This is a genomic window from Pseudonocardia nigra, from assembly GCF_019396355.1.
Lineage (GTDB): Bacteria > Actinomycetota > Actinomycetes > Mycobacteriales > Pseudonocardiaceae > Pseudonocardia > Pseudonocardia nigra.
In genome coordinates, this window is sequence record NZ_JAHKRK010000075.1 from 16,104 (window position 1) to 30,215 (window position 14,112).

The window sequence follows — 14,112 nt, forward strand, 5'->3', positions numbered from 1 at the left end:
CACTCCCGTCCGGCTGCGCTAGCGTCGACCGCGTGCGCCGCGCCGTCCTGCTCATCGCCGCCGCGGCCCTGCTCGCGGCCTGCACGACGGAGGCCCCGGGGAAGGCCGAGCCCGCCCCCACCTCGTCCGCACCGACGGGGCTCGTCCTGCCGCCCCGGCCGTTCGAACTCCCCCTCGACGGCGTCGACCCGTGCTCTCTGCTGACGCCCGACCAGCGTGAATCGATCGGACTGACGGACGACGTCCTCCGCTCCGCCTCGAGTGCCCCGGGGTTCACCGGGCCGACCTGCACGATGCAGGGCTACGAGCCCCGCGCGATCTCGGTCGAGTTCGCGCTGGCCACGAGCAACGGGATCGAGGTCCTCACCGAATCGGAGTACCTCACCGACGAGCTCACGCCCATCACCGTGCAGGGGTTCCCCGCCGTCCTCGCGCGGCCCGAGCACCCCACGTTCTGTTCCGTCGACGTGGACGTCGCCGACGGCCAGTTCCTCGACGTGCTCTTCGCCGACGGCGGACGACGGGTCATCTCGCAGGATCAGCTCTGCCGCGACGCCGTCGCGGTCGCGGAAGAGGCGATGAAGACGTTGCTCAGGCGCTGATGTTCGCGATCGCTAACCGTTCCCGCCGACGACGGCGAATCGACCGTCCCGATCGGTAGCGTCCGGGTAGCAGGTAGTGGCGACCAGCGGAGGAAACCGTGCCCGACCACCCGAGCCTGGCTCTCCGGATCGAGCCACGCACCCTCCCCGCCCTCCGCGCCGCCTACGAGGAGGCCGCGCTCGGCGTCAAAGCCGTCGTGAACGAGGTGAGGCGCCGCGGACGGCTCCCCGGACCGTGGGCCGCCGACGAGATCAGCGTCGCGATGGCCGAGCACTACAACCACGAGATCATGGACGGGGCGTACTCCACGCTCGTCGCCCTCGAGCGCTACGAGCAGGAGCTGACGTCCGTCGTCGATACGCTGAAGCGTATGGAGGTCGAGTACCGGCGGACCGAGAGCGAGAACTCCGAGAGGTGGCGGCAGTTGTGAGCGACGTTCGCCGGAAGCGGTTCGGACCCGAGGTGATCCATCGGCTCGGTTGGCGGCGAGGAGCCGCGTGAAACCACCATTGGCGGGCGCCATCTCCCTGCCCGACGGCACCCTGGTGCGCGGCCGCGGGCGCCGCGAGCCCGTCCCACCCGGACCGCTGCCCGACTTCGGCCTGTACCTGGGCCACGCCCCGGACCGGGCGCGCCGCACCCTGCTCCCGCGCCGCACGCCGTGGCGGCCCGACTGGCCCGCCGCGTGGGTCGACTGGCCGGACTTCCGCATCCCGCGCGACGCCGTCGAGGCGGCGGCGGCCATCGTCCACGCCTACGAGCTCGCCCGCACCGGAACACCCGTCGAGATCGCCTGCACCGGAGGCACCGGCCGGACCGGCACGGTGATCGCCTGCATGGCGGTGCTCGCCGGGTATCCCGCCGACGACGCCGTGCCGTGGACCCGCCGCCACTACCGGCCCCGCGCAGTGGAGACGCGCGGGCAGCGCCGCTGGATCGCGTGGTTCGCCGCGCAGCACGAGGAGCGTGACGCCTCCCGCCGTGGTCTGTGACCTACCGGATCCGGCGCAGTACCCCGCGGACGCGGTCGGCCACCCCTGGCCCGGCCAGGACGTCGCGGGCGGCGAGCAGGCCGCTGGCCCCGGCGAGACCGGGGCCGGGGTGCGTGCTGGCGCCGATGTGCCACAGCCGCTCGACGGGCGTGCGGTGGCCCGGCGTGCGGGCGAGCGGGCGCCAGAGCAGGAACTGGTCGAGCCGGCACGAACCCGCGTAGGGATCGCCGTCGACGAGGTTGGGGTTGGCGGCCTGCAGGTCGGCCGGGCTCAGAACGGCGCGCCCCAGGGTGATGCCGTCGAGGCCGTCGATGTGCCGCCCGAGCTGCTCGACGACCCGGTCGGCGTAGCGCTCCTTCAGCTCGGCCGTCCATTCCCCGGCGCCCACGTCGATCACGCCGGCGCTGTCACCGACGGGCCGGAACGGGGTCTCCTGCAGCTGGATCCACAGCGCCCCGCCGCCGGGTGGGACGCGGGTCGGGTCCAGCGCGGCGGGCTGGCCGCAGACGATCGTGGGGTGGGCGGGCAACAGGCTGCGGTCGGCCTCCGCGACCGCCGCGCGGACGCCGTCGAGGCCGGGGGTGACGTGCACGATCGCGGTGCGGGCGAGCTGCTCGGAGTTCTCGCGCCAGCGGGGCGGCTCGGACAGCGCGAGGTGGATCTGCATGTCCCCGCGCCCGTACCGGAAGCGCTGCGCGGCCTCCCGCACGGCGACGGGCACGGCCGGCTCGCCCGCCAGCAGCCCGGAGTACAGCGCCTGCGGGGTGACGCTCGCGAGCACCGCCTCGCGGGCGCGGACCTGCTCGCCGTCGGCGAGCAGCACACCCGTGGCCCGCCCGCCCTGGACGACGACCCGGTTGACCGCCGTGCCCGTACGCAGGAGACCACCGGCGTCGGTGACGATCCCGACGAGGGCCTCGACCAGGCGCACGCCGCCGCCTTCGGGCACCGGGCACCCGCCCTGCGCGAGCGCCAGCCCGATGACCTTGGCGATGAACGCCGACGCCGCGTCGTCGGGGCCGAGCCCGTTGTGCCCGACCCAGGCCCCGAGCAGCGCCCTGGCGGCCTCCCCGCCGGAACGTGCGGCCCAGCCACGCGCTGGCCGGTTCGAGCGCGGATCCGCCGAACTCCAGCAGGCCCGCCGGCCCGAGGCGTCGCGCCGCTCTGGCCGCGAGCTTCAGGCCGTCGGCCGACCGCAGTTCGGTGCCGAGTGCCGCGAACGCGAGGTCCGCGTGCTGGCCGAACTCCGCGAGCATCCCGCGCCACGCGTCGCCGTCGCCGGGGTGCAGCCGGTCGAGCCCGCCCGCCGTCACCTCGGCGTCGGTGGCGAGCACCGCGGTGCTGCCGTCGGCCACCGCGGCCGCCGCGGGCAGGTCGGTGTTGCGGTAGACGACCCCCCGGCGCTCCAGCTCCGGTCGGAGGCCGGGGTAGGCGGGCCCACCGACGAACAGCGGGTGCCAGCAGGAGAACACGTCGGTGCTGAACCCCGGGACGGGGAAGTCGACCTCGGTGCGGATCGCCCCGCCCGCCCGCGTGCTCTGCTCGCACACCAGCACGTCGCGCCCGGCGCGGGCCAGCTCCGCGGCGGCGACGAGCGCGTTGATCCCGCCTCCGATGACGATGACATCGTGCTCGGCCACGGACCCGTCCTACCCGCGGCCGCGGCGATCAATCCGTGGCGATGGCCGGCCGGTCGTTCGAACCCGCGGTCCCTCCGCCCTTCGGGTGGCAGGTGATGCGCCGATCGGCGTCGCGGTGCTGACGCCTGGCGACGCGCCGACGACGTGGAGGCTGCCGTCACCGTGCACGGCCCGCTCGCCGACCTGCTCCTGGTGGTCTACCGGCGCCGGCCCGTCGACTCCCCCGGCGTCGCCGTGACCGGGGACGCCGCCCTGCTCGGCTTCTGGCTGGAGCGGATCGGGTTCGGCTGAGCGGGCGGGGGCGGTGCATGCGCGAACGCCAGCACCTCGTCCTGGAACGCGAGGTAGAGGTTCGCGACCGTGCTCGCCGCGGTGATCGGCGCGGCGAGCAGCTGTTCGACCTTCCGCAGCCGGTACCGCACGGTGTTGGCGTGCACGAACAACCGCTCGGCGGTGCGGCGCACGTCCTGGTCGCACGCGAGGTACGTGACCACCGTCGCGGCGAGGTCCGGGGCGCGGACCAGCGGCCCGAAGTGGCGGTCGAACCGGTCGGCCACCTGGGCGTCGTCACGGCGCGTGAGCAGCCAGGTGGCGAAGTCGACCTCGTCGAGCCGCACGATCGCGGCGCTGCCCCCGCGGTCGCGGCGGCGGGTCGCCACCTGCCAGGCCGTGAACGCCTCGGCGAAGTATCGGGCGGCCACGGTGAGGTCGCCGAACGGGCCGCTCACGCCGGTGACGTGGGTGTCCGCGAGCAGGGCCAACCACCGGTCGGCGGCCGCTCCGTCGGCGAGCACGGCGGTGAGGGACGCGCTCAGCTCCTCGGGCTCGTCGTCCTCGGCGAGGACGACGCCGAGCCCTTCGAGGTGGGCCTCCTCCAGCAGCGCGTCCGACGGCCGGCGTGGATCGGCCGGCATCCGCCTGCCCTCGATCGGGGCGGCGGCGACGATGCGCACGTCCTGCCCCACGCGGATCCGGAACGGCCGCAGCCGGTCCCAGGTCTGGCGGACCCGCGATGCGGGGATGCCGACGCGCAGCGCCGACACCAGCCGCGCCGCCTCCGCCCGCTCCTGGCCCATCGCGAGGGCCCGTACCGCGTTGGCGGCCGCCAGCACGCGCTCGGCGATCTCCAGCAGGAGCGGCCCGAGGTCGTCGACCAGCGCGTGGCTCCGGGACGCGACCGCCAGCCGGTAGCCCGCGCCGCGGAGCAGGAGCGGGCGGGTGGCGACCGCCCACCGGCCCACCGTGAACTGCTGCGGCGCCACCTCCCGGGCCGTGATCTCCTCCCGGATCAACCGCAGCGGACCCTGCCCCGTGGAGGTGACGATCCGGCCGGACGTCTCGTACAGCGCGGCGCTGCCCTTGCTCAACGCGGCCAGCCGGGCGACGAGGGCGTGGACCGGGTCGTCGGACGCGAGCGCCTGCAGCAGGTCGTTCTGCAGCCACACCGTCCGCCGCAGCAGCCGGATCTCCGCCTCCATTGGCCGACCGTACAGCGGCAGGCCCAGATCGTTGGAGTTCTTACAGTGACCACCCGCACAGCCTCATGCAGAGTCTCCTCCCAACCCACCCCAGGAGGAGGCACCGGATGGCGAAGCAGCGAGTTGCCGTCGACGTCGGCGGAACCTTCACGGACGTGTGCATCTTCGACGAGGGCACCCGCGCGATCCGCGTGACGAAGGTGCCGTCGACGCCGGGCGACCCGATGCGGGCGGTCCTGGACGGCGTGGAGCGCGCGGACGTCGACCTCGCCGCGGTGTCGCTGTTCTCCCACGGCACGACGGTCGCCACCAACGCGCTGATCACCCGCGACTTCCGCCCGGCGGCGCTGGTGACCACCACCGGCTTCCGCGACGTGATCGAGATCCGTGACGGCACCAAGGACGACCTCTGGGACGCCTACTCCGACGTCGCGCCGCCCTACATCCGCCGCCGCGACCGCTTCGAGGTCCCCGAGCGCATCGACTACTCGGGGCAGGTGGTGACGCCCCTGGACGAGGAGGAGGCCCGCCGGGTGGCGGCGCTGCTGCGCAGGCGCGGCGTGCAGACCGTGGCCGTCTGCTTCATCAACTCCTACGTCAACCCCGCCCACGAGATCCGGATGCGGGAGATCCTGGAGGAGGAGTTGCCCGAGGCGACGGTCTCGACGAGCGCGGAGATCCTGCCGGAGATCTTCGAGCGCGACCGCTTCACCACCACCGTCGCGAACGCCGTGCTGGCCCCGCTGGTCAGCGGCTACGTCGGCAGGCTGGCCGACCGGCTCGCCGCGGGCGGCTACACCGGCGACCTCCTGCTGCTGCACTCCGGCGGCGGGTCGATGACGCCGCGGATGGTGGAGCGCTACCCCGTGCGGCTGGCCGCCTCCGGCATCGCGGCCGGTGCCATCGCGGCCCGCCACGTCGCGGCGCAGTGCGGCTTCGCCAACGCGATCGGCCTCGACATGGGCGGCACCAGCACCGACATCTCGCTCGTGCACGGCGGCGAGCTGCGGGTGACGAAGGAGTGGTCGGTCGAGTTCGGCTACCCGATCATCTTCCCGTCGATCGAGGTGCTGACGATCGGCGCGGGCGGCGGCTCGATCGCCCACATCGACGAGGCGGGCTCGCTGCGCAACGGGCCGCAGTCGGCGGGCGCGGACCCCGCCCGGCCTGCTACGGCACCGGCGGCTCCCGGCCCACGAACTCGGACGCGAGCCTCGTGCTGAACCGGCTCGGCACCTCGCTCGCCGGCGGGGCCAAGGTCCTCTCCCCCGAGCTCGCCGAGCAGGCGATCCTCGACGGCGTCGCGCGGCCGCTCGGGCTCGACCTGGAGAAGGCGGCGAGCGCCGTCCTCCAGGTCGCGAACGCCAACATGGCCGACGCCGTGCGGCTGATCTCGATCCGCCGCGGCTACGACCGCCGGGACTTCGCCCTGGTGGCCTTCGGCGGCGCGGGCGCGCTGCACGGCGCCGAGGTGGCCCGCGAGCTCAGCATCCCGACCGTGATCGTCCCGCCGCACCCCGGGGTGACCTCGGCGCTGGGCTGCCTGCTGGTCGACATCCGCCACGACCTGTCGGCGATGCTCGGCGCCGTCGCGCACGAGGCCGACGAGGAGGAGTTCGAGAACGCGTTCGCCGGGCTCGAGGCCGAGGCGACGGCGCGGCTGCGGCACGAGGGGGTGGCGCCCGAGGACGCGGTGCTGCAGCGGCTGGTCTCGATGCGCTACCTGGGCCAGTGGCGGTCGCTGACGGTGCGGTGCGGCACCGGACCGGGCGCCCTCGCCGAGGCCGTGGCGCTGTTCCACGAGCAGCACGAACGCGAATACGCGTTCCGCCGCGACGACACCGGTGCAGATCTACCAGCTCGGCCTGACCGCGATCGGCACCACGCCCAAGCCGGCGTTCAGCCCGGCCGAGGTCGTGCCGGCGCCGGCGCCGGCGCCGGCGCCGCTCAAGACCCGCGAGGTCTACTTCGACGGCGCGGGCTGGGTCGACACGCCGGTGCACGAGCGCGACGGGCTGCCCGCCGGCACCGCTCTGACCGGCCCGGCGATCATCGACCAGCTGGACGCGACCACGGTGGTCCCGCCGGGGGCCCGGGCCGAGGTCGACGAGTGGCTGAACATCCGGATCCACCTGACGGAGGCCTGAGTCCATGACCGCGACCGACGCGACCGCGACGACCGGCACGCCCGCCGACCTCGACCCGGTGACCTTCGAGGTGCTGAAGAACGCCTTCGCCACCGCCGTCGACCTGATGAGCGAGCAGATCATGCGGACCTGCTACTCGTTCGTCATCTACGCCCGGGACTTCTCCTCCGCGCTCTGTGACGCCGAGGGCAACACCGTGATGCAGGGGACGGGCGACATCGCCGTGCACGTCGGCACCCTGCACTTCCAGTGCAAGGCGGTGCTCGAGGAGTTCGGCGACGACGTGCATCCCGGGGACGTCTTCGCCATCAACGACCCCTACCGCGGCGGCACCCACTTCAACGACGTCAGCTTCATCCGGCCGATCTTCGTGGGCGCGGAGATCATCGGGTTCGCCCAGAACAAGGGGCACTGGGCCGACATCGGCGGCACAGTGCCGGGCTCGTTCGACGTCAACGCCCAGGAGCACTTCGGGGAGGGCCTGCGGATCACCCCGGTGCGCGTGTGGCACCGCGGCAGGTTCCTGCACGACGTCGCCCAGCTGCTCGTCTCCAACACCCGGTCGCCCTACAGCAGCATGGGCGACCTCAACGCCCAGGCCGAGGCCACGGCGGTGTGCGAGCGGGAGGTGCTGCGGCTCGTCGACCGCTACGGCAAGGACACCGTGGTGGCCGCGATGGGCGGGGTGCAGGACTACGTCGAGCGCATCGTGCGGCACCGCCTCACCGAGCTGCCCCGGGGCACGTGGACGACCGTCGACCACCTCGACGCCGACCCCGGGCAGCCCGAGGGGCTCGTGCCGGTCGTCGTGACGATGACGATCGACGAGGACGGCATCCACTACGACCTCGCCGGGAGCGCCCCCGCCGTCTCGACGTTCCTCAACTCCGGGTACGGCACCACGCACTCGGCCCTGTACGCGGGCACGAAGACGTTCTTCCCCGAGGTTCCGCTGAACTCCGGCTTCTACCGCGTGGTACAGGCCGACATCGGATCGGAGGGCACCGTGGTCAACGCGGGCTGGCCGCACGCCGTCACCGGCTTCTGCTCCGGGCCGTACGAGAAGCTGATGAACGGGATCTTCGAGATCTGGTCGCAGGTGATGCCGGAGCGCGCGATGGCGTGCGCGTTCAACCTGGAGTACCTGCTCGTCGGCGGGCGCGACGCGCGGACGGCCGAGCGCTCCTACTTCATGTGGTACGACTGGATGGCGGGCGGCTGGGGCGGCCGCGCCACCAAGGACGGCTCCGGCGCCACCGCTCCGGTGTTCGGCGCCGGGCTCGCCGTGCAGCCCGTCGAGGGGCAGGAGCGCCTCTCCCCCGTGCTCACCACCGCCCACCGCATCGTCACGGACTCTGGCGGCCCGGGCCGCCACCGCGGCGGCTGCGGCCTGGAGAAGGGCGGCACCCTCACCGACTGCGAGACCACGGTGATGTCGTACTGCTGCGACCGGGCCCGGTCGATCACCTGGGGCATCGAGGGCGGGCTGCCGTCCGTCCCGCACGGGGTGTGGTTGAACAAGGGCACCGAGGAGGAACGCTTCCTCGGCTCGACGTTCTCCGGGGTGCCGGTCCGGCCCGGCGACGCCTTCACCCGGCCGTCGGCGGGCGGCGGCGGGTTCGGGGACCCCCTGACCCGCGACCCCACCGAGGTGGTGGAGGACGTCATCGACGGCTACGTCTCGGTCGAGCGCGCCGCGCGGGACTACGGCGTGGTGGTCACCCCGATCGACCCCGAGCTGGACCGGTACGAGGTCGACCGGGCCGCCACCGAGGAGCTGCGGCGGGAGATCGCCGCCGCGCGCCGCGGGTGGCTGGAGGAGGACGCCGACGACGTCGCCCGCCGGTACCGGGCCGGGGAGCTGGACATCCTCGACCTGGTCCGCCGCTACGGGGTCATCGTCGACTGGGGCACCGGGCAGCTGCACGCGACCACGACGCGGCAGTACCGCGAGCTGATGGCGAAGCGGTCCGCGGCGCACTGGACGTGACGACCGGCCGTGCACACCCCGCGGACCCGGAGGCGTGCACGGTCCTTCGGTGCGGCCCGGTTATCGTGGCTCGACGATCGAGCGGGGCGGGAGCTGGGGTGGCGCGAGGACGGCCGGTCGGCAGTGGCGATGAGCAGCGCGAACGGATCCTCGCCGCGGTGGCCCCGCTGATCGTCAAGCACGGTGCTCCGAAGGTGCGGCTGCGCGACGTCGCGGCCGAGGCCGGCGTGTCGGTCGGCATGATCCAGCACTACTTCGCCACCCGCGACCGCTTGATCGACGAGGCCTTCCGGCACTACTCGCTGTCGGTGGTGCAGGAGCTCGCGGCCGCGCCCCGGCCCGGCGACGACCCCTGGCAGCGACTCGTGGCGCTGTGCAAGGCGGCCACCTCGTCCGCCCGAATCCGCCAGCGCAGCATCATCTGGTTCGACTTCGCCGGGCAGGCCGCCCGGGACGCCTCCCGCCGGCGGCTCGTCCAGCAGGTGTACGAGGCCTGGGTCGAGGCGTTCGTCGCCGTGGTGGAGGACGGGACGTCGACCGGCGTCTTCAAGCCCGTCGTCGCGCCCCGGATGGCGGCGGCGCAACTGGTCGCGCTCGTCGACGGCATCGACCTCGCCGTGGCGATCCGGATGCCGCAGGCGGACCGGGCGTGGCGTGAGCAGCACCTGCTCTCCGCCGCCCGCGCGCTGCTCGGCGTCTCCTGACCCACACCTGAACGTGAGCGTTGACACACGGCGACCCCGAGGGCAATAGTGCCGTATTAATAATTCAGCCATCGGAGGTTGCATGTGTCCCCCGCCATCGCTGTCGCGGTCTACTACGGCCTCATCCCCCTCGCCGTCATCACCGTCTCGTGGTTGATCGTCCGCCGGGACTACGGCACCCGGCCGGAGGCGGACTGATGTTCGCCGCCGGAGTCATCGCCAGCTTCGTGCTGTACCTGGTCATCGGCGCCGTGGTCGGCCGCAAGGTCAAGACCCGGTCGGACTACTACGTGGCGGGCCGCAACGCCCCGACGCTGCTCGTGGCCGGCACCCTGGTGGCGTCGTTCCTGTCGACGGTGTCCTTCATGGGCGAGCTCGGCTTCTCCTACGACGGCTTCCCGGTGGTCATGCTGATCCTGACCGCCCTCAACATCAGCGGGTACGTGCTCGGCGTGCTGGCGTTCGGCCGGTACCTGCGCCGCTCGGAGGCGCTCACCGTGCCCGAGTTCTTCGGCCGCCGGTTCGACTCCCCCGGGCTGCAGGCGGTGGCCGGGCTGATGGTGGTCGCCGGGATCGGCCTCTACCTGGTCGCCGTCACCCAGGGCCTGTCCCTCGTGGTGGCGCAGCTGCTGGACGTGCCGGAGTGGAGCGCGCTCGTCATCGTGTGGGCCGCGTACACGGTCTTCACGCTGATGTCCGGCACGAAGGGCGTGATGATCAACGACACGATCATGTTCGGCATCTTCATGATCGCGGGTGTCGTCGGGATGTCCTGGATCATCGGCGAGGCGGGCGGGCCGGGTGCCGCCGTCGCGGCGATGACGGCGATCGAGTCGAAGCCCGACGCGCTCACCTGGCACGGCGTCACCGGCCCCGGTGCGTACATGGGCAGCCCCACCGAGGTGCTGGTGTGGGCCCTCACCCTGGGTGTCGTGTGGGCGACGGTCGTGGCCGTCAGCCCGTGGCAGTCCAGCCGCTACCTCATGGCGCGCAACGAGCACGTGTGCCTGCGCAGCGGGTTCGTCGCGATGGGGGCGGTGGGCGTCCTCTACGTCTTCCTCACCCTGGGCGGCTTCGCCATCAACATCTTCAACCCGGACATCCGGCCGTCGGAGATCGCGTTCATCTGGGCCGCGCAGAACGTCCTGCCCACCGCGCTCGGCGTCGTCGCGGTCACCGGCATCGTCGCGGCCGGGCTGTCCTCGGCGGCGGCCTTCCTCTCGCTGATCGGCTTCAGCGCCGCCCACGACGTCCTCCCGTGGCTGACCCGCCGCCGCGGCACGCCCGTCGACGACGCGTCGGCCCTGCGCACCTCGCGCATCGCCATGCTCGGTGCCGGCGTCGTGGTCCTGCTGATCACGTTCTGGTCGCCCCCCGCAGTGCTCACGATCGGCTACTTCGCCGCCACGCTGTTCGCCGCCGCCTGGGGTCCGGTCGCGATCTGGTGCATCCGCAGTGCACGGCTCTCCACGCGTGCGGCGATGGCCGGCATGATCGCGGGCTTCGGCACCGTCGCGGTGCTCAACGGGCTGGTCGAGTTCGGTGGGCTGGACCTGCCGGTGTGGGCCGATCCGGTGTTGATCGGCTTCACCGCCTCGATCGTGGCCACCTGGCTCGGCGGCCTCGGCCGGCAGCCCGCCCCGGCGGGGGTGCGGTTCCGGGAGAAGATCCTGCACACGCCCGCCGAGGACCGCCGCCCGCGCGAGCTGCGGACCACCCGCACCGTCGCGATGGGCACCGCAGGCGTCTTCGCGGTGACCCTCGTGGCACTCGTCGCAGTGTACGCCGTCCCCGTCACCCAACAGCTCGGGATCGGACGATGACCTCGGTTCCGACCCGCGGAAAGGATGATCGCCCCACCATGGTCGACCCCGGCTTCCGGCACGCGCTGGCCCCGCTCCCGCTCGGTGCCCGCACGCTGCGCAACCGGATCGTGAGCACGGCCCACCAGACCGGGCTCGTGCACGACCACCTGCCCACCGACGACCTGGTGGCCTACCACCGGGAACGCGCCCGCGGCGGCATCGGCGCGATCTTCCTCGAGGCCTCCGCGGTGCACCCCAGCGGGCTGCTCACGCCGCACACCATCGGTGCGTACCTCCCGGAGGCGGTGCCTGCGTTGGCCCGGGTGGCGGACGCCGTCCACGAGGAGGGCGCGGCGCTGCTCGTCCAGCTCTTCCACGGGGGCCGCGAGCAGATCGCGATCGCGCCCAAGGCCCCGGCCGTGGCCCCCAGCGCCGTGCCGACGACGCGGTTCCACGTCGAGCCGCGCGCGCTCACCCGCCGCGAGATCGCCGGGCTCGTCGCCGGCTACGGGCTCGCCGCCCGGCACGTCACCGAGGCGGGGCTGGACGGCATCGAGGTCTCCGCGGCCCACGCGTACCTGCCCGCCCAGTTCCTGGCCTCCCGCAGCAACGTGCGCACGGACGAGTACAACGGCGACCTGCGGGCCCGGCTGCGGTTCCTCGTCGAGGCGCTCTCGGCCGTCCACGACAACACCGACCGCCCGGTCGGGGTCCGCCTGGCCCTCGACGAGATCAGCCCCGACGGTCTCACGAAGGACACCTGCCTCGACGTCGCAGCGACACTGTGCGAGCTCGTGTCGCTGGACTTCGTCTCGTTCGCCCTCGGCGACTCGGCCACCTACCGGGGCTCCGCCTACATCGCCCCGGCACCCCCGGTCGCCCGCAACGTCGTGCTCGACCTGCTCGCCGGCGTGCGCGACGCGGTGCCGGCCGGTGTGGCGGTCCTCGCGACCACGCGGGTCCTGGAGCTGGCCGACGCCGACCGGGCGATCGCCGACGGCCTGACCGACCTCGTGGGGATGACGCGCGCGCACATCGCCGACCCCCACCTGGTTCGCAAGGCCGTGGCGGGCGAGCGCGCGATCCCGTGCATCGGGTGCAACCAGGCCTGCATCGGCCACTACCACGCGGGGGTGCCGATCGGCTGCGTGATGAACGTGCGCACCGGCCGCGAGGCCCACCTCCCGCAGCCGCGGCCGTCGCGCGCGCCGCGGCGCACCCTGGTGGTCGGCGGTGGCCCGGCGGGCGTCGCCGCGGCGCACGCCGCCGCCACCGCGGGCCACGACGTCGCCCTCGTCGAACGCGAGCCGGAGCTGGGCGGTCAGCTGCGCCTGGCCGGTCGCGCGCCGGGGCACCGCGAGACCTGGCTCCGCTGGCAGGAGTGGGCGACCGCGGAGCTGAAGCGGCTCGGGGTCGACGTGCGCCTGGGGGTCACGGCGGGCCCCGGGGACGGCGTCGACGAGTTCGACCACGTCGTCGTCGCGACGGGGGCGCACCCCCATCGGCCTCCGCTACCGGCCGGCTTCGCCGTGGTCGACGCGTGGACGGCACTCGCCGACCCCGGCGCGGTGCCCGGTCCCGTCCTGGTCGCCGACTGGGGCGGCGAGCCCACCGGCCTCGACGTCGCCGAGGTGCTCGCCGCGGCCGGCACCGCGGTGACGCTCGCCTACTCGGCGCCCGCGCCCGGCGAGCAGATCCATCAGTACCAGCGCAACGGCTACCTGGCCCGCCTCGACGCCGCCGGGGTGGACCTCCTGCCGCACCTGGAGCTGGCCGAGTGCTCCGGCGACCTCGTCCTGCGCAACGTCTTCTCCGGGCGCACCCGGCCGATCGACGACGGCATCCGGACCGTCGTCGTCGCGCACGGGAGGGAACCGGAGACCGCCCTGTGGGCCGAGCTCGAGCCGGACCCTCGGGTCGAGCTCGTCGGCGACGCCGCCGGCCCGCGGGGGCTGGAGGAGGCGACGTTGGAGGGGACCATGGCGATCTCCCGGGTGATCGCCGACCGACCCGATCGGGTCCGGGTTCCCGACACCGCCGCTCCGGGTCAGGAGCAGAACCGGACCGACGTGGTCGCGGCCGGCCGCCCACCGACCAGTGCCGTCAGCTCGACGGGCGACGGGCTGCAGAAGCTCTGATCGATCGGCCCGACGACGACGTCGATGGTGCCGTCGGCATCGGCCTGGTCGAAGGCGACGAAGAAGGCACCGCTGTTGATCGTGACGCCGGCGCCGGGCGTGAACCCGGAACCGGGCAGGGTGAGCCACTGCCCCGGCTGGACGGTCGACGGCGAGACCGCCAGGACCGGCCCCGTACTCGGCGGTGCGGGCGACGGGCTCGGCGCACCGGTCTGCGGAACAGGGTTGTCGGGTCGGCTCTCCGACCCGGTTGTCGACACGGGTTGCGGAACCGGCTGCGGTGGGGGAACGGAGGGTGAGAAGAAGGCCGGTCCCGCGACCCCGATGAGGGCGGCACCGAGGACCCCGATGGCTCCGATCCATGCCGCCGTGACGGTGTTCCGCTCTCGGCCCGGAGGCGGATCGGATCGACCGCTCGCCCTCGTGCCCCGCAGATCGCTCATCGATCCACCCCTCGGCATGGTTCGGTAGGCCTGCCATCCACCACGGCTAGAGCGTGTCCCTTGGATCATGGGACGGGGTCGCGGAGCCAGATCCTGATCGAGGCGACGTCGATGGTTCCGCGGAACATGTAGTCGCGCTTGTCGTAGCGGGTGGCGACCGCGCGGTGGCCCT

Annotated in this window: 9 protein-coding genes and 2 pseudogenes; 8 read left to right on the forward strand and 3 right to left on the reverse strand. The window is 73.5% G+C overall.

The genetic code is table 11. The annotated features are described in order from the left end of the window. The first annotated feature begins 32 nt into the window (after nucleotides 1-32). From KME75_RS19550 to KME75_RS19560, 3 genes are all read left to right on the forward strand, one after another. On the forward strand, nucleotides 33-602 hold the full coding sequence (locus tag KME75_RS19550; protein ID WP_219416301.1) for a DUF3558 domain-containing protein: 570 nt from the start codon (nucleotides 33-35) through the stop codon (nucleotides 600-602). 98 nt (nucleotides 603-700) lie between these two features. After that, entirely contained in the window at nucleotides 701-1,033 is a 333-nt protein-coding gene (locus KME75_RS19555) for a hypothetical protein (protein WP_219416302.1), read from the forward strand. A 67-nt stretch (nucleotides 1,034-1,100) separates the two neighbouring features. Further along, a complete protein-coding gene (locus tag KME75_RS19560; RefSeq protein ID WP_308282905.1) occupies nucleotides 1,101-1,595 on the forward strand; it encodes a phosphatase domain-containing protein in 495 nt (164 codons plus the stop codon). 1 nt (nucleotide 1,596) lies between these two features. On the opposite strand, the gene KME75_RS43355 is transcribed toward KME75_RS19560, so the two are convergent. The 3 genes and pseudogenes from KME75_RS43355 to KME75_RS46015 all read right to left on the reverse strand — a co-directional run bounded on the left by KME75_RS43355 (nucleotide 1,597) and on the right by KME75_RS46015 (nucleotide 4,713). Further along, nucleotides 1,597-2,649 (reverse strand): phytoene desaturase family protein, encoded by a 1,053-nt coding sequence (locus KME75_RS43355; protein ID WP_372452632.1) that lies wholly within the window; start codon nucleotides 2,647-2,649, stop codon nucleotides 1,597-1,599. A 346-nt stretch (nucleotides 2,650-2,995) separates the two neighbouring features. Beyond that, nucleotides 2,996-3,235 (reverse strand): annotated as a pseudogene (locus KME75_RS46835) (FAD-dependent oxidoreductase); the annotation flags it as partial. Between the two features lie 197 nt (nucleotides 3,236-3,432). Next, complete coding sequence (locus tag KME75_RS46015) at nucleotides 3,433-4,713, reverse strand: PucR family transcriptional regulator (protein ID WP_372452631.1); 1,281 nt, start codon at nucleotides 4,711-4,713, stop codon at nucleotides 3,433-3,435. 107 nt (nucleotides 4,714-4,820) lie between these two features. Between KME75_RS46015 and KME75_RS19575 the strand changes: the two are divergent. The 5 genes and pseudogenes from KME75_RS19575 (at nucleotide 4,821) to KME75_RS19595 (ending at nucleotide 13,497) form a co-directional block, all read left to right on the forward strand. Further along, nucleotides 4,821-6,868: pseudogene (locus tag KME75_RS19575) on the forward strand (hydantoinase/oxoprolinase family protein). Further along, nucleotides 6,865-8,850, forward strand: coding sequence for a hydantoinase B/oxoprolinase family protein (locus tag KME75_RS19580; protein WP_219416304.1), 1,986 nt, complete (start codon nucleotides 6,865-6,867; stop codon nucleotides 8,848-8,850). The pseudogene KME75_RS19575 and the gene KME75_RS19580 overlap by 4 nt, the downstream one beginning before the upstream one ends. A 98-nt stretch (nucleotides 8,851-8,948) precedes the next feature. Continuing rightward, on the forward strand, nucleotides 8,949-9,554 hold the full coding sequence (locus KME75_RS19585) for a TetR/AcrR family transcriptional regulator (protein WP_219416305.1): 606 nt from the start codon (nucleotides 8,949-8,951) through the stop codon (nucleotides 9,552-9,554). Nucleotides 9,555-9,751: 197 nt separating this feature from the next. Next, nucleotides 9,752-11,377, forward strand: a complete 1,626-nt coding sequence (locus KME75_RS19590; protein WP_219416306.1) for a sodium:solute symporter family protein — start codon at nucleotides 9,752-9,754, stop codon at nucleotides 11,375-11,377. Nucleotides 11,378-11,415: 38 nt separating this feature from the next. After that, nucleotides 11,416-13,497, forward strand: a complete 2,082-nt coding sequence (locus KME75_RS19595) for an oxidoreductase (RefSeq protein WP_219416307.1) — start codon at nucleotides 11,416-11,418, stop codon at nucleotides 13,495-13,497. Nucleotides 13,498-14,112: the final 615 nt, after the last annotated feature.

Excerpts from the sequence above, each read along its gene's own strand:
- KME75_RS46015 (WP_372452631.1), bottom strand. The coding sequence starts at position 4,713 with ATGGAGGCGGAGATCCGGCTGCTGCGGCGGACGGTGTGGCTGCAGAAC.
- KME75_RS19590 (WP_219416306.1), top strand. The coding sequence starts at position 9,752 with ATGTTCGCCGCCGGAGTCATCGCCAGCTTCGTGCTGTACCTGGTCATC.
- KME75_RS19595 (WP_219416307.1), top strand. The coding sequence starts at position 11,416 with ATGGTCGACCCCGGCTTCCGGCACGCGCTGGCCCCGCTCCCGCTCGGT.
- KME75_RS19580 (WP_219416304.1), top strand. The coding sequence starts at position 6,865 with ATGACCGCGACCGACGCGACCGCGACGACCGGCACGCCCGCCGACCTC.